This window comes from Macrococcus bovicus (genome assembly GCF_004359575.1).
GTDB classification, from domain to species: Bacteria; Bacillota; Bacilli; order Staphylococcales; family Staphylococcaceae; genus Macrococcus; species Macrococcus bovicus.
Window position 1 is genome coordinate 123,636 of the sequence record NZ_SCWF01000002.1, and the last position, 19,112, is coordinate 142,747.

Annotated in this window: 19 protein-coding genes; 14 read left to right on the forward strand and 5 right to left on the reverse strand. The window is 45.8% G+C overall.

The window, feature by feature from the left end:
* Positions 1–48 precede the first annotated feature (48 nt).
* Together typA and ERX55_RS03335 are read left to right on the forward strand one after the other, a co-directional pair.
* Positions 49–1,893, forward strand: a complete 1,845-nt coding sequence (gene typA / locus ERX55_RS03330) for a translational GTPase TypA (RefSeq protein WP_133451182.1) — start codon at positions 49–51, stop codon at positions 1,891–1,893.
* 1 nt (position 1,894) lies between these two features.
* Complete coding sequence (locus tag ERX55_RS03335) at positions 1,895–2,224, forward strand: YlaH-like family protein (RefSeq protein ID WP_133451183.1); 330 nt, start codon at positions 1,895–1,897, stop codon at positions 2,222–2,224.
* Between the two features lie 31 nt (positions 2,225–2,255).
* On the opposite strand, the gene ERX55_RS03340 is transcribed toward ERX55_RS03335, so the two are convergent.
* Positions 2,256–2,732 (reverse strand): hypothetical protein, encoded by a 477-nt coding sequence (locus ERX55_RS03340; RefSeq protein WP_133451271.1) that lies wholly within the window; start codon positions 2,730–2,732, stop codon positions 2,256–2,258.
* A gap of 122 nt (positions 2,733–2,854) precedes the next feature.
* On the opposite strand from ERX55_RS03340, the gene ERX55_RS03345 reads away from it, so the two are divergent.
* From ERX55_RS03345 to ERX55_RS03355, 3 genes are all read left to right on the forward strand, one after another.
* On the forward strand, positions 2,855–3,127 hold the full coding sequence (locus tag ERX55_RS03345; RefSeq protein WP_133451185.1) for an Fpa/YlaN family protein: 273 nt from the start codon (positions 2,855–2,857) through the stop codon (positions 3,125–3,127).
* 46 nt (positions 3,128–3,173) lie between these two features.
* A complete protein-coding gene (locus tag ERX55_RS03350; protein ID WP_133451187.1) occupies positions 3,174–4,364 on the forward strand; it encodes an FtsW/RodA/SpoVE family cell cycle protein in 1,191 nt (396 codons plus the stop codon).
* A 101-nt stretch (positions 4,365–4,465) separates the two neighbouring features.
* A complete protein-coding gene (locus ERX55_RS03355) occupies positions 4,466–7,891 on the forward strand; it encodes a pyruvate carboxylase (protein ID WP_133451188.1) in 3,426 nt (1,141 codons plus the stop codon).
* Positions 7,892–7,924: 33 nt separating this feature from the next.
* On the opposite strand, the gene ERX55_RS03360 is transcribed toward ERX55_RS03355, so the two are convergent.
* Positions 7,925–8,836 carry a COX15/CtaA family protein gene (locus tag ERX55_RS03360; protein WP_133451272.1) on the reverse strand — a complete coding sequence of 304 codons (912 nt, stop codon included), beginning with the start codon at positions 8,834–8,836 and terminating at the stop codon, positions 7,925–7,927.
* A gap of 276 nt (positions 8,837–9,112) precedes the next feature.
* Here ERX55_RS03360 and cyoE point away from each other — a divergent pair, with 276 nt between their 5' ends.
* The 7 genes from cyoE to ERX55_RS03395 all read left to right on the forward strand — a co-directional run bounded on the left by cyoE (position 9,113) and on the right by ERX55_RS03395 (position 15,647).
* Positions 9,113–10,024, forward strand: a complete 912-nt coding sequence (cyoE, locus tag ERX55_RS03365; protein WP_424960677.1) for a heme o synthase — start codon at positions 9,113–9,115, stop codon at positions 10,022–10,024.
* A 31-nt stretch (positions 10,025–10,055) separates the two neighbouring features.
* Positions 10,056–11,120 (forward strand): cytochrome c oxidase subunit II, encoded by a 1,065-nt coding sequence (coxB, locus tag ERX55_RS03370; protein ID WP_133451190.1) that lies wholly within the window; start codon positions 10,056–10,058, stop codon positions 11,118–11,120.
* A 22-nt stretch (positions 11,121–11,142) separates the two neighbouring features.
* Positions 11,143–13,044, forward strand: a complete 1,902-nt coding sequence (gene ctaD, locus ERX55_RS03375) for a cytochrome c oxidase subunit I (protein ID WP_133451191.1) — start codon at positions 11,143–11,145, stop codon at positions 13,042–13,044.
* Positions 13,044–13,673, forward strand: a complete 630-nt coding sequence (locus ERX55_RS03380) for a cytochrome c oxidase subunit 3 (protein ID WP_133451192.1) — start codon at positions 13,044–13,046, stop codon at positions 13,671–13,673. Before ctaD ends, ERX55_RS03380 begins: the two co-directional genes overlap by 1 nt.
* A 1-nt stretch (position 13,674) precedes the next feature.
* On the forward strand, positions 13,675–14,094 hold the full coding sequence (locus tag ERX55_RS03385) for a cytochrome C oxidase subunit IV family protein (protein WP_133451193.1): 420 nt from the start codon (positions 13,675–13,677) through the stop codon (positions 14,092–14,094).
* A 128-nt stretch (positions 14,095–14,222) separates the two neighbouring features.
* Positions 14,223–15,176, forward strand: coding sequence for a cytochrome c oxidase assembly factor CtaG (gene ctaG, locus ERX55_RS03390; protein ID WP_133451194.1), 954 nt, complete (start codon positions 14,223–14,225; stop codon positions 15,174–15,176).
* Positions 15,177–15,185: 9 nt separating this feature from the next.
* Positions 15,186–15,647 carry a DUF420 domain-containing protein gene (locus tag ERX55_RS03395; RefSeq protein ID WP_133451195.1) on the forward strand — a complete coding sequence of 154 codons (462 nt, stop codon included), beginning with the start codon at positions 15,186–15,188 and terminating at the stop codon, positions 15,645–15,647.
* Positions 15,648–15,719: 72 nt separating this feature from the next.
* Here ERX55_RS03395 and ERX55_RS03400 read toward each other — a convergent pair whose 3' ends face one another.
* The gene (locus ERX55_RS03400; RefSeq protein WP_133451196.1) at positions 15,720–16,079 is read right to left on the reverse strand and encodes a winged helix-turn-helix transcriptional regulator; all 360 of its coding nucleotides are present in this window, start codon (positions 16,077–16,079) and stop codon (positions 15,720–15,722) included.
* Positions 16,080–16,236: 157 nt separating this feature from the next.
* On the opposite strand from ERX55_RS03400, the gene hxlA reads away from it, so the two are divergent.
* Both hxlA and hxlB read left to right on the forward strand, forming a co-directional pair.
* Positions 16,237–16,869, forward strand: a complete 633-nt coding sequence (hxlA, locus tag ERX55_RS03405) for a 3-hexulose-6-phosphate synthase (RefSeq protein ID WP_133451197.1) — start codon at positions 16,237–16,239, stop codon at positions 16,867–16,869.
* 6 nt (positions 16,870–16,875) lie between these two features.
* A complete protein-coding gene (gene hxlB, locus ERX55_RS03410; RefSeq protein ID WP_133451198.1) occupies positions 16,876–17,433 on the forward strand; it encodes a 6-phospho-3-hexuloisomerase in 558 nt (185 codons plus the stop codon).
* Positions 17,434–17,561: 128 nt separating this feature from the next.
* Here the strand turns inward: hxlB and ytvI are convergent, their stop codons facing one another.
* Complete coding sequence (gene ytvI / locus ERX55_RS03415; RefSeq protein ID WP_133451199.1) at positions 17,562–18,611, reverse strand: sporulation integral membrane protein YtvI; 1,050 nt, start codon at positions 18,609–18,611, stop codon at positions 17,562–17,564.
* 50 nt (positions 18,612–18,661) lie between these two features.
* The gene (locus ERX55_RS03420; protein ID WP_133451200.1) at positions 18,662–19,021 is read right to left on the reverse strand and encodes a YugN family protein; all 360 of its coding nucleotides are present in this window, start codon (positions 19,019–19,021) and stop codon (positions 18,662–18,664) included.
* Between the last annotated feature and the right edge of the window lie 91 nt (positions 19,022–19,112).

Below are 19,112 nucleotides of genomic sequence, written 5' to 3' on the forward strand. Positions count from 1 at the left end.
ATAATATCACAGTTACATAATAAACTGTAGATGTGAAAGGGACATAACATGACAAATTACAGAGAAGATGTGCGTAACATTGCCATCATCGCCCACGTTGACCATGGTAAAACAACATTAGTAGACGAATTATTAAAACAATCAGGTATTTTCCGTGCCAATGAACATGTTGAAGAACGTGCGATGGATTCCAACGCGCTTGAAAAAGAGCGTGGAATCACGATTTTAGCGAAAAATACAGCTATTGACTATAAAGGAACACGTATCAATATCCTGGATACACCAGGCCACGCCGATTTCGGTGGAGAAGTAGAACGTATCATGAAAATGGTAGATGGTGTGGTGCTTGTCGTAGATGCCTACGAAGGCACGATGCCTCAGACGCGTTTCGTACTGAAAAAAGCACTGGAACAGAACCTGAAGCCGGTTGTCGTTGTCAATAAAATTGATAAACCATCTGCGCGTCCGGAAGAAGTCCTTGATGAAGTGTATGACTTATTCATTGAACTGGATGCCAATGACGATCAGCTGGATTTCCCTGTGGTATATGCGAGTGCCATCAACGGGACTGCGAGTCTTGATGCAAGTACACAGGATGATAACATGCAGTGCTTGTATGAAACCATTCTTGAATATGTACCGGCACCGGTTGATAACCGTGATGAGCCGCTGCAGTTCCAGACAGCGCTTCTTGATTACAACGACTATGTGGGACGTATCGGTATCGGCCGTGTCTTCCGCGGTACGATGGAAGTCGGCCAGCAGGTTGCCCTGATCAAGATTGACGGCACGGTGAAAAACTTCCGTGTGACAAAAATCTTCGGTTTTTTCGGCTTATCACGTGTGGAAATCGACAAAGCATACCCAGGTGATTTGATCGCCGTATCAGGTATGGAAGATATCAACGTCGGTGAGACAGTGACACCTGTCGACCACCAGGAAGCATTACCAGTTCTGCGTATCGATGAGCCGACACTGCAGATGACATTCTCAGTCAATAACTCACCGTTCGCGGGTAAAGAAGGAAAATTCGTGACGGCCCGTAATATCCAGGACCGTCTGGAGTCTCAGCTTGAAACAGACGTTTCATTACGCGTTGAATCAGTTGGACCGGATTCATGGACCGTATCAGGGCGTGGTGAACTTCATCTTTCTATCCTGATCGAGAACATGCGTCGTGAAGGCTTCGAACTGCAGGTCTCTAAGCCGGAAGTTATCATCAAGGAAATTGACGGTAAGAAATATGAGCCTTACGAACGCGTACAGATCGATGTACCGGAAGAGAATACAGGTTCCGTCATCGAATCTCTTGGCACGCGTAAAGGTGAAATGGTCGATATGAGCACATCTAATGGCCAGACCCGTCTGATCTTCAATGTGCCTGCACGTGGCTTGATCGGCTACCGTACAGAATTTATGTCGATGACACGAGGCTATGGTATCTTAAACCATACCTTTGATGAATACCGTCCGTACCTTCGTGGCCGAATCGGTGGCCGTCATAACGGTGTATTGGTCTCCATGGACAAAGGGGTGGCGAGTACGTATGCCATCTTGGCATTAGAGGACCGTGGGGTTAACTTCATGGAGCCGGGGACAGAAGTTTACGAAGGTATGATTGTCGGTGAAAACTCTCGTGACAATGACCTGACCGTTAATATCACGAAGGTCAAAGCAGCGAACAACATCCGTTCTGCGACGAAAGAACAGACAACGACTATGAAGAAACCAAGAATCATGACGCTTGAAGAGGCGCTTGAATACATCAATGACGATGAGTTACTGGAAGTCACACCTGAGTCTATCCGTCTCAGAAAGAAAACTTTAGATAAAGCTCAGCGTGAACGTGAACAGAAAAAAGCGAAAGCTGCTGCTTTAGCAGAAGAGGAATAAGATGCTCGGCTTAAGTAAAGGTGTCAGCACAAATCCTTCCGAACGTCTTTCTTTCCTTGCGAAGCTTTTCCAGGTGGATACACATCCACAGCAAGGTATGTGGATGCTGTTGATCGCCATCTTTATCTTAAGTGCTATCGTCTATCACCTCGGTTTTGCCCGTAAGCTGAAGCTGTGGCAGAATATCGTCATCTATATCCTGCTCTTCTTAGGCTGTATTCTACTGACATTCCTCGCAGTCTTTCTGCCGGTCGGAGAAAGTCTGATTCTTGCGGCCATCGTCTTCGGTCTCTATCGACTGCGGCTTCATAACGAACGTCAGCAAAAATAAGAACCCGCACAGCTTGGCTGTGCGGGTTTCTTTATATCGCTTCAATGGCATTGACGTGGTCAATCTTCTGGCTATATTCACCGTTATATATGAAGGCATCAACCATGCCGTCCTCATACAGACGTTTACCGTTTTTAGAGAACTGGAAATACAGCTGGGACACATCTTCCAGCCTGATATCTTCGTGCTCGTTACCGTTCGATAGTCTGATGGCTGCTGCATCTGCCTCGGGTTCTGTAATCGCGAAAAAAGGTGCCATATTGATTACATAGGTCCCTTCAAGTAGTTGCTGCTTCTTGAACTTTTTCTCAGAGTTCAAGGTCGGCGGTTTTGCGCCGCCTTCCAATATATCCCGGTTCCAGGCCTTATTATCTTTAAATGAGATCGGTTCTACCCCTGTCGTTTTCCCTGCTTCCATCTCTTCAATCGTGATTTTGCGGTCATCGAAAATCCACGTCGATGGATCAAGTGTAATCTTAAATTTAACTTTCCCTTGTATTTGGATAATCAAGTGTCTCACTCCTTTCATTTAATTCTATCACAAGCCCTGGCTGTCATGTACTTTTGCTTGATTTTTATACTGCCCTACTATAAACTTTTAAAGTATAGAAGAAAAAGGGGTGTATGTCTATGGAACCAGTCGATTACAAACAACAGGCATATGACCAGCTTAATCAGGATGCAGAGAAGATTCTGCAGCTGATTAAAGTTCAGATGGATAACTTAACGATGCCCCAATGTCCGCTTTATGAAGAAGTCCTCGATACGCAGATGTATGGTCTGGGTAAAGAAGTGGAGTTCGCCGCAAAGATTGGATTGATAGATAGAGAATTTGGAAAAACTCTGTTATCCGGCCTGGAAAAAGAACTTTCCAAGTTACATGATGCATTTACCAACGTCTAGAGCAGATGCTTTAGACTATTTTTTATTAGAATTGAGTGATTGAGTTGTGAATCAGTTAAGAAGGTTCTTCAAATACATAAAAGATTATTCCAAGTATGTCGATTTTTCGCTTATGATCACCTATATCGTGCTGTGTATGATGGGGCTTGTCATGATCTACAGTGCGAGTATGGTCGGCGGGCCGCGCGGGATGCTGTCGGGTACAGGTCCAGTCAGTTCGACCCATTTCTATAAGAGGCAGCTCTTTGCGATCATCCTGAGCTTTGGTATTGTCTTTTTCATGACTTATTTCATGCATATCAATATCATCAAAAATAAGCGTGTCCAGCAGAGCTCGATTATCGGTGTCCTCATTCTGCTCATCGCGACGATGCTCTTCGGGACGGAAGTCAACGGCTCGAAAAGTTGGCTGAATACCGGTATCATGATGATTCAGCCGGCAGAGTTTCTGAAGATAGTGACGATCATCTACCTGGCTTATATCTATGATAAAAAGAAAAATCTCAATCATTTCAGCTGGGATCTCTTTGCGCCGATTATGCTGATCGGCTTCTGTTCAGGACTTGTTCTTTTACAGCCTGATATGGGGTCCACCTTGCTGATCTTTATGATCATCATTAGCATCCTGCTCTACTCAGGGATTGCCTTCGGAACGATGATCAAGACGTCAGCGGTTATTTTCGGGGTCGCCTGTCTGGCACTGGTTTTTAACTTCGTGACGACCGGTAACCTGTTATCGCCTCACCAGGTGGCGCGCTTTGAGGTACTGAAGAATCCCTTCAAAGAGGAGAGCGGGATCGGTTATCATCTGTCCAATTCATTGATGGCCATCGGTAACGGCGGACTGTTCGGTCGCGGACTCGGCAACGGCATCATGAAGCTCGGCTACTTGCCGGAACCGCATACGGATTTCATCTTTGCGGTCATCGCTGAAGAACTGGGATTAACAGGTGTAGTCGTCATCATTTCACTGCTGTTCTTTATCGTTTATAAGGGATTTATGTATGCAGCCCTTGCCACCTCCATGTTCTACCGTCTGATCTGTATCGGTGTGGCAAGTTATATCGGCATTCAGACCTTCATTAATCTCGGCGGTGTCGTCGGGCTGATTCCGTTGACAGGTGTGCCGCTTCCTTTCTTAAGTTACGGAGGCTCCAGTATGCTCAGTCTTTCCATAGCTGTCGGCTTGCTGCTTATGGCTTCTAAGCATGTCAAACAGGAGCGTCTGAACCGCTAAATAACGAGATCGTCACATCTTGAATGTCAGAGTCATCATTCATGTTGTATAATGAACATGTCAGCAGGGCTGGCATGTTTTTTTATTTGAGGAGGATGATTATGCGCCAAATTACCAAGCTTTTAGCAGCAAACCGCGGAGAAATTGCCATCCGTATTTTCAGAGCAGCGACTGAACTAGGTATTCCTACAGTTGCCATCTATTCCAAAGAAGACAGCCGGTCCCTGCACCGTTATAAAGCGGATGAAGCTTATCTCGTCGGTGAGCATTTAAGTCCGACTGACAGTTATCTCGATATTGAAGGGATCATCAGTATCGCTAAGCAGTGCGGCGCTGATGCGATTCACCCGGGTTATGGTTTCCTGAGTGAGAATGAAACATTTGCACGCAGATGTCTGGAAGAAGGCATCATCTTTATCGGGCCTGAGCTGCGTCACCTTGACATGTTCGGCGATAAAGTGAAGGCGCGGAGTCAGGCCACTGCCGCTGATCTGCCGGTCATTCCGGGCACAAAAGAGGCAGTCCGCTCATTTGAGGAAGTGGCAGCATTTGTCGAAACGCATGGTTACCCGATCATCATCAAAGCTATCTCTGGCGGCGGCGGGAAAGGGATGCGTATCGTTGAACAGGCAGACGAACTTGAAGAGGCCTATACAAGAGCGCAGTCTGAAGCGCAGAAATCATTCGGCAACAGCGAAGTCTATCTCGAGAAACTCATCAGGAATCCGAAGCATATTGAAGTCCAGATTCTAGGGGACCAGCATGGTAACCTTGTTCATCTGTTTGAGCGGGATTGCTCTGTGCAGCGGCGCCATCAGAAGATTGTGGAAGTCGCACCATCAGTCGGCCTCTCTGAGGATATGCGCAGGAATATCTGTGATGCCGCTGTTAAACTGATGAAGAGAGTCGGCTACGTCAATGCCGGCACAGTCGAATTTTTAGTCGCAGAAGATGCCTTCTATTTCATCGAAGTGAACCCGCGTGTCCAGGTGGAGCATACGATCACTGAGATGGTCACAGGTGTGGACATCGTCAAGACACAGCTTCTGATTGCTGACGGCGAAGCACTGCACGATGCCCGTATCGAAATGCCGCAGCAGGAGGAGATTCAGACGTTGGGCTATGCCATTCAGTGCCGGATTACGACTGAAGATCCGCTGAATCACTTCATGCCAGACTCCGGTACGATCATGGCTTACCGCTCGAGCGGTGGTTTCGGCGTCAGACTGGATGCAGGAGACGGCTTCCAGGGCGCTGAGATTTCGCCTTACTATGATTCACTGCTGGTCAAAGTCTCCACACAGGCGCTCACTTTCAAGCAGGCAGAGGAAAAGATGATCCGCTCGCTGAAAGAAATGCGTATCCGGGGTATTAAAACCAATATCCAGTTCCTGATCAATGTGGTGCAGCACCCCGTCTTTGTCAGCGGGGCATACAACACGAACTTCATAGATGCGACACCTGAACTGTTTGATATCAAGGAACCGAGAGACCGTGGAACGAAGACGCTGGAATATATCGCTTCAGTCAGTGTGAATGGTTTCCCTGGCGTAGCCAATGCCAGACCGGATGTGCTGATCCCGAAGCTGAACTACGAGAAGTCACTGACAGGTTCAAGGCAGCTGCTCCTGGACGAAGGACCGGGAGCAGTAGCGAAGTGGCTGCAAAGTCAGAAGGATGTGCTGATCACGGATACGACTTTCCGCGATGCCCACCAGTCTCTTCTTGCGACACGTGTCCGCACTAAGGATATGATGGACGTTGCACCTGCGACGAGCAGACTGCTGAAAGAGGCGTTCTCACTTGAGATGTGGGGGGGTGCCACATTTGATGTGGCCTATAACTTCCTGAAGGAAAGCCCGTGGAAGCGGCTGGAGAATCTCAGAGCAGCGATTCCGAATGTTCTGTTCCAGATGCTACTGCGGGCATCGAATGCAGTGGGCTACAAAAATTATGCAGATAATGTGATTGAGAAATTTGTGGCTGAAAGTGCCGCGGCAGGTATCGACATCTTCCGCATATTTGACTCACTCAACTGGCTGGATCAGATGAAGGTCGCTAATGAAGCCGTCCAGCGGGCAGGCAAGATTTCAGAAGGTGCTATCTGCTATACAGGGGATATCTTAAATCCGAAGCGTTCTGATGTCTACACACTTGACTACTATATCAAGATGGCGCGTGACATGGAACGTGCGGGCTTCCATATTCTAGCGATCAAAGATATGGCAGGACTTCTGAAGCCGGAAGCGGCCTATCAGCTGGTCGGTGAACTGAAAGCGGCAGTCGATATGCCGATTCATCTTCATACACACGATACGAGTGGTAACGGTATAGCCACTTATTCGAGAGCGATTGATGCGGGTGTGGATGTCGTGGATACAGCTATCGGGGCGATGAGCGGTCTGACGAGTCAGCCGAATGCCGGCACCCTTTATCATGCAAGGCTCGGCACAGCGCGCGAGCTCGCTGTTGATATAGCGGGACTTGACGAACTGTCCCATTACTGGGAAGCGGTCCGTCCCATCTATGCAAGTTTTGAGAGTGATATTAAAGCACCGAATGCTGGAGTCTATGCGCATGAGATGCCTGGCGGCCAGTATTCGAACTTGAGACAGCAGGCGGTCAGTCTGGGACTGGGCGAACGTTTCAGTGACGTCAAGGATATGTACCGTCGTGTCAATCTGATGTTCGGTGATATCGTCAAGGTGACGCCGTCGTCCAAAGTAGTCGGCGATATGGCACTTTATATGGTGCAGAATGACCTGGACGAGATATCTATTTATGAGAAAGGGGCGTCCCTCGACTTCCCGGCATCTGTCGTCCAGTTCTTTAAAGGTGAGATCGGTCAGCCAGCCAGCGGTTTTCCAGAGAAACTGCAGCAGTTGATCTTAAAAGGACAGCCTGCACTGACCGGTCGACCAGGTCTGAGCATTCCGGATGTAGACTTTGCAAAGCTTGAAGAAGAGCTGCAGGCACTGCTGAAGACAGAGGTCTCAGCACAGGATGTCATCAGTTATGCCCTCTACCCGAAAGTATTCCTTAACTATAAAGAGACCGAGAAGATGTTCGGGGATATCTCTAAGCTTGATTCACAACTCTTCTTCTATGGCATGGAGAAAGGGGATGTTGTGGCGATTGAGATTGATAAAGGTAAGACATTGATCGTCAAACTGATCAATATCGGTCATGTTCATGCGGATGGCCATCGCTGGGTTTATTTCGAGATGAACGGTATGCCGCGTAAAGTTTATGTAAAAGATACCGCAGTTGAAGTGACATCAGCCGCTGTCCGTAAAGCAGACCCTTCAGATTCCTCGCATATCGGTGCACAGATGCCGGGGACAGTAGGAGAGGTGAAGGTCAAAGCGGGCGATACAGTCGTCAAAGGACAGGTCCTCCTCGTCACAGAAGCGATGAAGATGGAAACGTCCGTGCAGGCACCTTACGCAGGAACGATCAAGGAAATCAATGTTGAGACAGGAAATGCGGTTAAGACGGGTGATCTATTAGCTGTACTTGAACCATAAAAAGAAGGAAGGTCAGCTGACCTTCCTTCTTTATTATTGTCTTAATTTAGCTCTGGAGATAAGTAAGATGAAATAGCAGAGTAAGCCGAAGAGCAGGGTGATAAATAGTGCGTGCAGCAGAGCGATATAAAGGTTGAGACCGCTGAATATGGTAAGCGCGCCCGTTGTCACCTGCAGACAGATAAGAATGAAGGCGGTCAGATAACCATATTTGATGACGCGATACTGCGCATAATTTTTCACAGCATGATAGGTGATATAGGCGAGCCAGATAAAGAGAAGCAGCGCCAGTGTGCGGTGGCTCATCTGCACCCATTCGTAGAAATTCTGGGGCAGCTGGAACTGGCCAGGCTGACAGAGTGGCCATGTAGAGCAGGCCAAGCTTGCTTTCGTATGTCTGACCAGTGCACCGCTATAGATAACGAAGTAGATAAAGCTTGTCAGTCCGACTGTATGGTAGCGCAGCGGATTCTTGATAATCAGCTTTGTCGCATCAAATTTCTGGTCCACTTCAAAGATCAGGAGCATGAGCAGAAAGACAGAACTGTAGCTGATAAGAGAAATGCCGAAGTGCAGCGCCAGGATAAAACTGTTCTGCTGCCAGACCACAGCCGCAGCACCGATTAACGCCTGCGCAAAAATAAATGCCATGCTCATAAAGCAGAGCAGTTTAGTTTCTCTTTTATGGCCGATATGTTTCATGCTGAGTATGACGAGCCAGGTGACAGACAACAGTGCAAGACCGGAAACCCCTCGGTGGGCGAGCTCGATCAATGTTTCCTTCGGTATAGAAGTCGGCATGAGTTTACCATGACAGAGCGGCCAGCTTCTGCCGCACCCATCAGCTGAACCTGTCTTCGTGACAAGTGCGCCTCCAATCTGAACGAAGAGCATCAAGACAGTCGTAAAGACTGACAGCCATTTTAAGTTTTTTTCATTTAACAACATGTTCACCTCTGAAGTTCTTGTGGTCGTGAATTTCGAAAACAATTCTTTCAATATATATGTTAAAATATTTCCGGATTATCATTTTATGTTCGAATCCCTATGTTATAGTATAACAATGTTTGGTAACTGTAAATGTGTCACATATGTGAATACTCTTTCTTGTCGCTTACAGTAAAATGTTATCATTTTATTTCTGAAATATATAGAATTTGTGTCAATTTTGATTTATTATTGTTAATATATGCGTCAGGTGAGTAAAGGAGGTTGGAAATGCTGAATGAAAATGTCATCATTCCGATTGATGAGAGCAGGCTAACAGCGAAAGATATTAAAGCTGTGATTAAACTCGGACTGGTGCAAGGTAACTTAATCCCGACATTCGTCGGAGGCTGGCTGGCGATTATTCTGACAGGTCAGTCGTTCCTCGGCAGTATGCCGGAATTGATTGCAATGCTGTTAGGCTCTGTATTAATAATGGGTGGTAGTTGTGCATTAAATAATTTTTACGACCAGGATATTGATGCTCTGATGCCGAGCAAGATGAACCGGCCGAGCGTGACAGGTAAAATCAGTACCAAGCAGTTGCTGATGCTCAGTCTGATACTGATCGTCATCGGACAGGCGCTTCTGTTCTCTATTAATATGACAACAGGTATCATTGGTTTTCTTGGCGTGTTCGGTTATGTCATTCTCTATTCTGTATGGTCTAAACGTCATTTAGTGTCAAATACGATAATAGGGAGTTTTCCGGGTGCAGTTCCACCGCTTATCGGGTGGGCAAGTATCAATCCTGACTTATCTACAACAGCCTGGATGCTGTTTATCATCATGTTTGCCTGGCAACCCGCTCATTTTTATGCACTTGCAATCAAGCGTAAGGATGAATACGGTTTAGCTCATATCCCGATGCTGCCGACTGTCAAAGGCTTCGAACGCACGAGACTGGGCATGCTGCTATGGGTGATGGTCTTGTTGCCGACGCCGTTCTTCATGGCGGAGCTCGGGTCTGTCTTTATGATACTGGCCACGTTACTGAATATCGGCTGGCTGCTTCTAGCTCTATCAGGCTTTCGGACCGGTGTCAAGGAAGCGAAATGGGCAATGCAAATGTTTATCTATTCTTTAAACTATTTGATGATATTTTTTGTTATGATAGTGGTAGTTACTTTAATTCAAATGATTTAATTATGAATGAGTGAAAGAGGGGTTATTCTTAATGAACAAATTGAAGAACACAAAATTGTTTGGCCTGTTTTTTGTTCTGGCAATGACTTTAGCTGGTTGCGGTAAGCCGTACTTATCAGTACTTCGTCCGGCCGGGGAAGTGGCACAGGAGCAGTTCAATCTGATGATGCTTGCTGTCTATATCATGATCGGTGTTATTTTAGTCGTTCTCATTATCTTCATCTTAGCTGTGCTTAAGTTCAGACGCGGTAAAGTCGGCGAAAACTTCATGCCAAAACAAGTAGCAGGTAATCATAAACTTGAAATTATCTGGACAACCATTCCGATTATCTTACTTCTTATCTTAGCGATTCCTACTGTGTCTCTGACATTCAAGTTAGCAGATACTAAGGCGATGGATAAAGTGGATGAAAAAGGTAAGAACAAAGAAATGATTGTCAACGTTACAGCGAATCAATACTGGTGGGAATTTGAATATCCGAACCAGGAAGTTGTCACTTCACAGGAATTAGTGGTTCCAACGGATACAAAGGTTTATTTCCGACTTCATTCAGCTGATGTTAAACACTCATTCTGGATTCCGGCTGTCGGCGGTAAAATGGATACAAACGTTGAAAATATCAACAAGTTCTATTTAATCTTCGATTCTAAGAAAGCGAAAGAAGCAGATAATGTCTTCTATGGTAAATGTGCAGAGTTATGTGGACCTTCACACGCACTGATGGACTTCAAAGTTAAAGCATTGGACAAAGCAGACTTCGATACTTGGATCAAAGATATGCAAGGTACTAAAAAAGCAGTAGCAGCAACAAGTGATCAAGCTAAAGAAGGGGAAAAAGTCTTTAAGCAATCATGTGTCGGCTGTCACGCAGTTACACCAACAGGTAAAGGGGCTAAAGGTCCTAACTTAACGACATTCGGTGAGCGTACACGTATCGCTGGTGTTTTAGAGCATAATGAAGAGAACCTTAAAAAATGGATCAAAGACCCTGACAGTGTTAAACCAGGTAACAAGATGACAGGTCAGTACAAAGTTTCTGACAGCGACATCGATGCACTTGCTGCATACTTAATGGAACGTAAAGTCGAGAACTAAAGTTTAAAGGGAGGTTACACAATTGTCTACACAAGCTAAAAGAGGTTTTGGTGCAACAATTAAAGAATATTTAACGACTGTTGACCATAAAAAAATCGCGATTCTTTACTTGATTATGGGTGGTCTGTTCTTCGCAATGGGTGGTCTCGAAGCGATGTTCATCCGTATCCAGCTCGCTGTACCTGAAAATGATTTCTTATCAGCGGGTCTTTATAATCAAGTACTGACCATGCACGGTACTACGATGATTTTCCTGGCAGCGATGCCGCTGTTATTCGCATTTATGAATGCAGTTGTGCCATTACAGATCGGCGCACGTGACGTCGCGTTCCCATTCTTAAACGCACTTGGTTTCTGGTTATTCTTCTTCGGAGGAATCTTCCTGAACTTATCATGGATCTTAGGCGGGGCACCTGATGCAGGTTGGACATCTTATGCATCATTATCACTTGCTTCAACAGGTCACGGCATTGACTTCTACGCACTTGGACTTCAGATCTCCGGTGCAGGTACATTAATTGCCGGTATCAACTTCCTAGTCACCATCATCAATATGCGTGCACCTGGTATGACATACATGCGTATGCCATTAATGACTTGGACAACATTCGTTGCTTCAGCATTAATCGTCTTCGCATTCCCACCACTGACTATCGGTTTATTCTTACTCATCTTCGATAGAATGTTCGGTACTGGATTCTTTATCGTCTCTCAAGGTGGTAATACGATCATCTGGGAACATTTATTCTGGATCTTCGGTCACCCGGAAGTATATATCTTAGTGTTACCAGCGTTCGGTATCTTCTCTGAAATCATCCCGACATTCTCAAGAAAACGTCTGTTCGGTTATTCAGCGATGGTATTCGCAACAGTATTAATCGGTTTCTTAGGCTTCATGGTATGGGCTCACCATATGTTCACAGTCGGTCTTGGACCAACAGCGAACGCGATCTTCGCGATTGCGACAATGGCGATTGCCGTACCAACAGGTATTAAAATCTTCAACTGGTTACTGACTATCTGGGGTGGTAGTATTGAGTTTACAACACCGATGCTTTATTCTTTAGCCTTCATTCCATCATTCGTTATGGGTGGTGTGACAGGGGTTATGCAGGCATCAGCACCAGCTGACTATCAGTACCATGATTCTTATTTCATCGTTGCGCATTTCCACTACGTCATCGTCGGCGGGGTTGTCTTCGCATTACTTGCAGCACTTCATTTCTACTGGCCGCTGATGTTCGGTAAGATCTTAAGTGAAAAATTAGGTAAGATTGCATTCTGGATCTTCTTCTTCGGTTTCCACTTAACATTCTTTATCCAGCATTTCCTTGGTTTAATGGGTATGCCGCGTCGTATCGCGACTTACTTACCAGGTCAAGGCTATGACACTTTCAACTTAGTATCTACAATCGGTGCTTTACTCATGGCTGTAGCGGTTATTATTACAGTGATCAACGTCATCTTGACGACTGCTAAAGCTCCTAAAGTGGGACGCGATGCATGGGGCGATGGACGTACGCTTGAGTGGTCTTTACCACAGCCTGTTCCATTCTATAACTTTGCTCAGACGCCACTTGTACGCGGCTTAGATGCATTCTGGTTAGAAAAAACGAAAGGCAATGGCGAAATTTTACCAGCTGAATCTTTAGGTGATGTTCATATGCCTAACAATTCAATTCTGCCATTCATCCAATCTTTAGGTTTGTTCGTCGCAGCATTCGGTGCTCTCTACTTTGCAGATGGTAAAGAATGGGCGATCGATGCCGTGAAAGATTTACCTGTTCAAGCTTGGTCACCATTTGTTCTTGGATTAGGTCTCCTGATTACTGTAGGTGCTATGATGGCACGTTCACTGAAAGATGACCATGGTTACCACATCACTAAAGAAGAGTTGATTGAGTACGAAAGAGGTGTGAAATAATGGCACATGTTGAAGAAAAAATGACAGTTGAAAGATGGCCAAGTCACCCTGAGACTGCATCACTTGAAGGTAAAAACAAGTTAACCGGCTTCTGGATTTTCCTGGGCGGTGAGACAGCACTCTTTGCTTCATTATTTGCAACTTACCTAGCACTTAAAGACCATGTGCCAAGTGAAGAGCACTTAAAAGCAGAACAGTTATTCCATTTACCGCTGGCATTTGTCATGACGATGTTACTTTTAACATCGTCTCTCACAAGTGTCTATGCAATGTACCACATGAAAAATTATGATTTCAAGAAAATGCTGACTTGGATTGTGGTCACTATCTTACTTGGCCTGTGTTTCTTGGGGCTTGAGATCTACGAGTTTATAGAGTATGTCCATCAAGGTCATACCTTCCGCTCAAGCGCATTTGGTAGTGCATTCTACTTCCTGGTAGGGACGCACGGACTTCACGTTTTAATCGGTCTTGGCTGGGCAATCCTGCTTGTCATCCGTAACATGAAGCGTGGATTATCAGTCTACAATGCAGCGAAGTTCAATACTTTCTCGTTATACTGGCACTTTATTGACGTAGTCTGGGTATTCATCTTTACAGTAGTTTACTTGTTAGGGGTGTTAGGATAATATGGCTAAAACGAATGAACATTACGTATCAGAACATGTTAAAGTGAGAGAAGTAGGCGCTGTAGAAACACATGAAGTTCATCAAGCTCACGCACCACGTTTCAACCGTGCGAGATTTGACTATGATCGCCGTAATCGTACATTAGAGATGAGACAACAGGTGACGACGTTTGCAGTGATGATCTTCCTGACATTCATCGCCTTCGGTATGGTCGCAGCAGGATTAGATAAGGCAGTGGTTTTACCGCTCCTAATCCTGCTGGCATTCGTACAGGTTATTCTGCAGTTCTTCTACTTCATGCATATGAGTCATGACGGTCACGGTGTAGCGAAGATTTTTATGATATCAGGTATCTTCCTGGCCTTATCGTTTGTTGTGATGGCACTCTACCTGACTTGGTTAGGTGACCCACTTAAATAATGAAGACACCACTGACGCAGTTCAGTGGTGTTTTTTTTAAAAAGACATAAAACGTTCGTTATTGTAAGGTCCGTCCTTTTCCATTGTATTTTATAATTAAACTAAGATTATATTTTTGGAGTGATTATATGCATAGTCTCAGTTCGGTCTCTATATTTGGTTTCTTTGCGAACTGGAGTCCGTTTTATATCGTCACGCTTCTGTTTGTGACGGCTGTCTATTTTTTATCAGTGACCAAGTGGCGGCATGAGATTCCAGGTAACCGACCGTTGAAAAGAAGAGAAGTCATCCTCTTCATTATCAGCATGATCCTCATCTACATTGTAAAGGGCAGTCCGATTGATTTACTCAGTCACATTATTTTCAGCTTCCATATGCTGCAGATGGCTGTACTCTATCTGATGATCGTGCCGATGCTGTTCTTTGCGGTACCTAGCTATCTGATTGATTACATCGTTTCACGTCCTTATATAAAGCCTGTATTTGATGTGGTGTCGCGTCCTGTCTTTGCCATCATTGTCTTCAACGGACTGTTCAGTATCTACCATCTGCCGGTTGTACTCGACTTCCTGAAACAGAGTGCGACATTACATTCACTGTTCACGGTCCTGCTCTCTGTCGCTGCATTTAATATGTGGTATCCGGTATTCAATCGCACTGAGCTGCCCCGTAAACAGCTGACAGGTCTGATGAAGCTTGTTTATATCTTTATGATCGGGGTGCTTCTGACGCCGAGCTGTGGACTGATTATCTTCTCCCAGCACCCGATGTACCGCACCTATACTGATCCGAAAGCTTGGCTTGGGGCGATGGCGCTCTGTGTTCCGCAAGGTACGCTGGATAGCGTCATGAGTGCCACTAATATATCTGGTCCGCAGTACTTCACGAATATGTCGTCACTTGAAGATCAGCAGACGGGTGGCGTCATCATGAAAGTGCTGCAGGAGGTCTTCTTCGGCTTTATGCTGTTCTATGTCTTCTTTAACTGGCGCTGGTCAGAGGGCAGGAATGAGGAAGAGACGACACAGCGCAGCCTGGAAGCTCGTCAGAGAGAACAAGCTTACTTTAATCAATTCAGATAGGAGAATAACATGAATTTACCGATCTTACCGACTATCAGTACATCCTTTATCGTTATCAGTGCGATCCTTGTCGCTATCGGCTGGTATAAAGTTGCGAAGAGAGACTTGGAAGGCCATAAGAAAGTGATGCTCGCAGCTGGGGCGAGTGCGCTGACGTTCTTTATCATCTACGTCTCTCGTACCTTATTCATCGGCAATACCTCTTTTGGCGGACCGGACAGTATTAAACTGTATTACACGATATTCCTGGTCTTCCATATCACACTCGCTACAACAGGCGGTGTGCTGGGCCTGATTATGATTGTGTCAGGACTGAAGGACAGATTGAATATCCATAGAAAACTAGGTCCGACGACTTCCATCATCTGGTTTTTTACAGCTATCACCGGTGTTGCGGTTTATTTACTGCTTTATGTCTTTTATAAGGGCGGCGAGACCACGTCAGTCTTTAAAGCGATTCTTGGCATCTGACACTTTGATGCAGCTGAAAAAACTCTCCAAGCAAATAAGCTTGGAGAGTTTTTTTGATTGCTGATATTCTGCTCATTTATCCGGGGTCGCCTGTTCTTCCGGCAGCACTTCATCGATATAATATCTGCCCCAGTCGTACATGGCGTCTAAGATGGGCATCAGCTTCATCCCTGCGTCAGTGAGCGAGTATTCGACTTTAGGCGGAACGACGGCATAGACTTCGCGGTGGACAATCAGATGGCTTTCCAGTTCTCTCAGCTGATTGACCAGCATACGCTGCGTGATTCCCGGCATCAGTGATTTCAGCTCACCAAACCGTTTCGTTCCTTCCTTGCCCAGATACCATAAAATCAGCATCTTCCATTTACCACCGATAACAGCAAGCGTCAGCTCTTTCTCACAGTTAAATAGTCTATCTCCTAAGTCAGGCATATCTTTCTTCCTTTCTGGTCAGTATACTTTTGTACACTATATGTTATTAAAGTGCGTACTTCTTATATCGTATCATAGACGCTATAATGAGAGAAGAGCTGAGGGTGAGACTTCAGCATAAGTATGACTAGACTGATAAAAGAGGAGCTATATATAGATGAAATTACAATTAGCATTAGACCTTGTTGATATTCAAGGCGCACTGGAAGTCGTTGAAGAAGTTCAAGACCATATCGACATCGTTGAAATCGGCACGCCTGTCGTGATCAATGAAGGATTAAAAGCAGTCAAGGCGATCAAGGATGCATTTCCTGCCCTGACTGTTCTGGCAGACCTGAAAATCATGGATGCAGCAGGTTACGAAGTCAGCCAGGCTGCAGCAGCCGGTGCTGATATCATCACTATTCTGGGTGTCTCGGAAGATGAATCTATCCGCGGTGCAGTAGAAGAAGCCCGAAAACAGGGCAAGGAAATCCTGGTGGATATGATCGCGGTTAAAGATATCGCAGCACGTGCAAAAGAACTGGACGAACTCGGTGTCGACTATATCTGTGTTCACACAGGCTATGACCTGCAGGCGCTCGGCAAAAATTCCTTCGAAGATTTAGCGACGATCAAAAGTGTCGTCAAAAATGCGAAGATAGCTGTCGCAGGCGGCATCAAACTAGAGACACTGCCTGAGGTCATCAGCCAGCAGCCTGACTTAGTGATCGTCGGCGGCGGCATCACTTCACAGGAAGATAAAAAAGCGACTGCCCGCGAGATGCACGAATTAGTCAAGCAGGGATAGTATCTGATGAAGACGACTGAATATCTGACGGCGATCATCGATGAGCTCATCCAGACAGTTCCTCAGATTTCTGAAGAAGAGACAGCACAACTCGTCACAGCCGTACTGGAGGCGGACAAAGTGTTTGTCGCAGGTGCCGGCCGTTCCGGTCTTGCGGGCAAGGCCTTTGTCATGCGCATGATGCATATGGGGATTGATGCCTACGTGGTCGGTGAGACAGTGACAGCGAACCTGGAAGCAGGCGACCTGCTGATTGTCGGCTCAGGCTCAGGAGAGACATCTACCCTCGTCCCGGTCGCTGCTAAAGCGAAGCAGCTCGGCGGTGTAGTCGCTGCTGTCACCATCAATCCGCAGTCGGCTATCGGTCAGCTGGCCGATATAGTTGTACAGCTGCCCGGCGCTGTCAAAGACCAGGCGAAGAGCGATTACAGCACCATCCAGCCGATGGGCTCACTGTTTGAGCAGACGCTGCTGTTGTTCTATGATGCAGTCATTCTGAAGTATATGGAGATGCATCAGCTCGATTCCGGCAAGATGTACGGTAAGCATGCGAATCTGGAATAACCTAAGACTGAAGACCTTGATTCCTACTGGAATGAGGTCTTCAGTCTTTTCTTGCATGCATACCTTTAGAATAAACAAGCAAAAAAAGAAAAACTCAGCACTGGGGTGAGTTTTTCTTCAGTGAAAGCTTATAGCTTGAAGTTCATCTTGACGGCACCTGACTCGATGAAGGTCACGATGATCAGGAGGATGATCGGGCCGATAAAGAAGCCGATAAAGCCCATCAGTTTCAAGCCGATGTACATGGAAATCAAGGTGGCAAGCGGACTCAGTCCGACACCGTTGCCCATAATCTTCGGTTCCAGTACTTTGCGCTGCACGAGCAGGAAGACTGAAAGAAGCGCGAGCTTGATGGCTGTTACATTGTCGCCTGTAATCAGCTCATACAGCGTCCACGGAATGGTGATGCCGGTAGCGCCGATAATGGGCAGTAAGTCGACGATACAGATGATCAGGCTGAGGATGAGCGCATTTTCCGGCACGATAAATAACAGACCGATAAATGTGAAGACCCAGGTGATAAATGATAAGATGACGGCCGCTCTGAGCATGCCGAAGACAGAGGTAGAGACCTTCTGCCAGATCAGCAGACCCCGCGAGTAGGTTTTTTCATATGTATGCTTGCGTATCAGTTGCTTCATGCGTGTGACTTCCAGCATAAAGAGGAACAGAGCAACCAGGAACACCAGACCGGAAATAATCAGCTCAGGCAGCATGGAGACAAAATTGGTGATGTTCTGGACGCTGAAATAGTCAGCGATACTATCACGCATAGAAAGAAGGAACTTCTGCACTTCATCATTGAGTGAGGCGGTTACGCTTGATGGGAGCAGCTGTTTCAGTTTCACTTCGACACTCGACCAGGCCGCGATCAAGGTGTCTGCTTTAGCCGGCAGACTCCTGACGAAATCGAATAAGGCTTCAATCACTTTCGTCAGTATCAGGTAAAGCAGCACTAATAAAATGAGCAGAATACCTGAATAGAGGGCCGTCACACTCCATTTACGACTGCCGAATTTGAACTCCAGCTTTCTGACAGCGGGTTCCAGCACTAAGGCAAGTATCAGTGCGCTGACAATCGGAATTGATATGGGTAAGATGAAATAAAAGAATAAAACGGTGAGAACAATAAAGACCGCTAAGGTCACATTCTTTTTAGTTAAAAGTCGCTTGAACACATTCTGTCCTCCTCATGGCTATTAAAAAAGACGCGGCATATGCCCACGTCTTAAGCAAGGATTTCTCTGAGATCGTTACTGATACTGATGATTGTACGTTTGCAATGTTCAACCACTGCTGGCGGAAAATATTCATCCTCACCATATTCGATACCGGTTGGATAATAGTGCTTACCTAAGTAAGGATCCATCATCTGTAGTTTAGCGTTCCGAGCACCTACATCACCTTCAACGGCGTAACCTGGAATGCGAAGGTAGTAAACACCTTCTTCAATCTGATATTTCAAGTCGTATGTGACACGTTCGTAATCCCAGTGGCCACCCAGATTAAGGCCATGTTTATTCATGACGTGCTGAATCACATTCTGATCAGCTACGATGTTTTCAATACCTGAATTGTCGAATACCATTTCATTTACCTCCCTCAATATGCTCAACTCTAATTTTATGACAAAAAGAGGATTGTTGCAATCAGTTATTTATTCATGTGCAAATAATGTA

Coding starts and splice junctions, on each gene's coding strand:
- typA (WP_133451182.1), top strand. CDS start 49: ATGACAAATTACAGAGAAGATGTGCGTAACATTGCCATCATCGCCCAC.
- ERX55_RS03335 (WP_133451183.1), top strand. CDS start 1,895: ATGCTCGGCTTAAGTAAAGGTGTCAGCACAAATCCTTCCGAACGTCTT.
- ERX55_RS03345 (WP_133451185.1), top strand. CDS start 2,855: ATGGAACCAGTCGATTACAAACAACAGGCATATGACCAGCTTAATCAG.
- ERX55_RS03355 (WP_133451188.1), top strand. CDS start 4,466: ATGCGCCAAATTACCAAGCTTTTAGCAGCAAACCGCGGAGAAATTGCC.
- coxB (WP_133451190.1), top strand. CDS start 10,056: ATGAACAAATTGAAGAACACAAAATTGTTTGGCCTGTTTTTTGTTCTG.
- ERX55_RS03380 (WP_133451192.1), top strand. CDS start 13,044: ATGGCACATGTTGAAGAAAAAATGACAGTTGAAAGATGGCCAAGTCAC.
- ERX55_RS03385 (WP_133451193.1), top strand. CDS start 13,675: ATGGCTAAAACGAATGAACATTACGTATCAGAACATGTTAAAGTGAGA.
- ctaG (WP_133451194.1), top strand. CDS start 14,223: ATGCATAGTCTCAGTTCGGTCTCTATATTTGGTTTCTTTGCGAACTGG.
- ERX55_RS03395 (WP_133451195.1), top strand. CDS start 15,186: ATGAATTTACCGATCTTACCGACTATCAGTACATCCTTTATCGTTATC.
- ERX55_RS03400 (WP_133451196.1), bottom strand. CDS start 16,079: ATGCCTGACTTAGGAGATAGACTATTTAACTGTGAGAAAGAGCTGACG.
- hxlA (WP_133451197.1), top strand. CDS start 16,237: ATGAAATTACAATTAGCATTAGACCTTGTTGATATTCAAGGCGCACTG.
- hxlB (WP_133451198.1), top strand. CDS start 16,876: ATGAAGACGACTGAATATCTGACGGCGATCATCGATGAGCTCATCCAG.
- ERX55_RS03420 (WP_133451200.1), bottom strand. CDS start 19,021: ATGGTATTCGACAATTCAGGTATTGAAAACATCGTAGCTGATCAGAAT.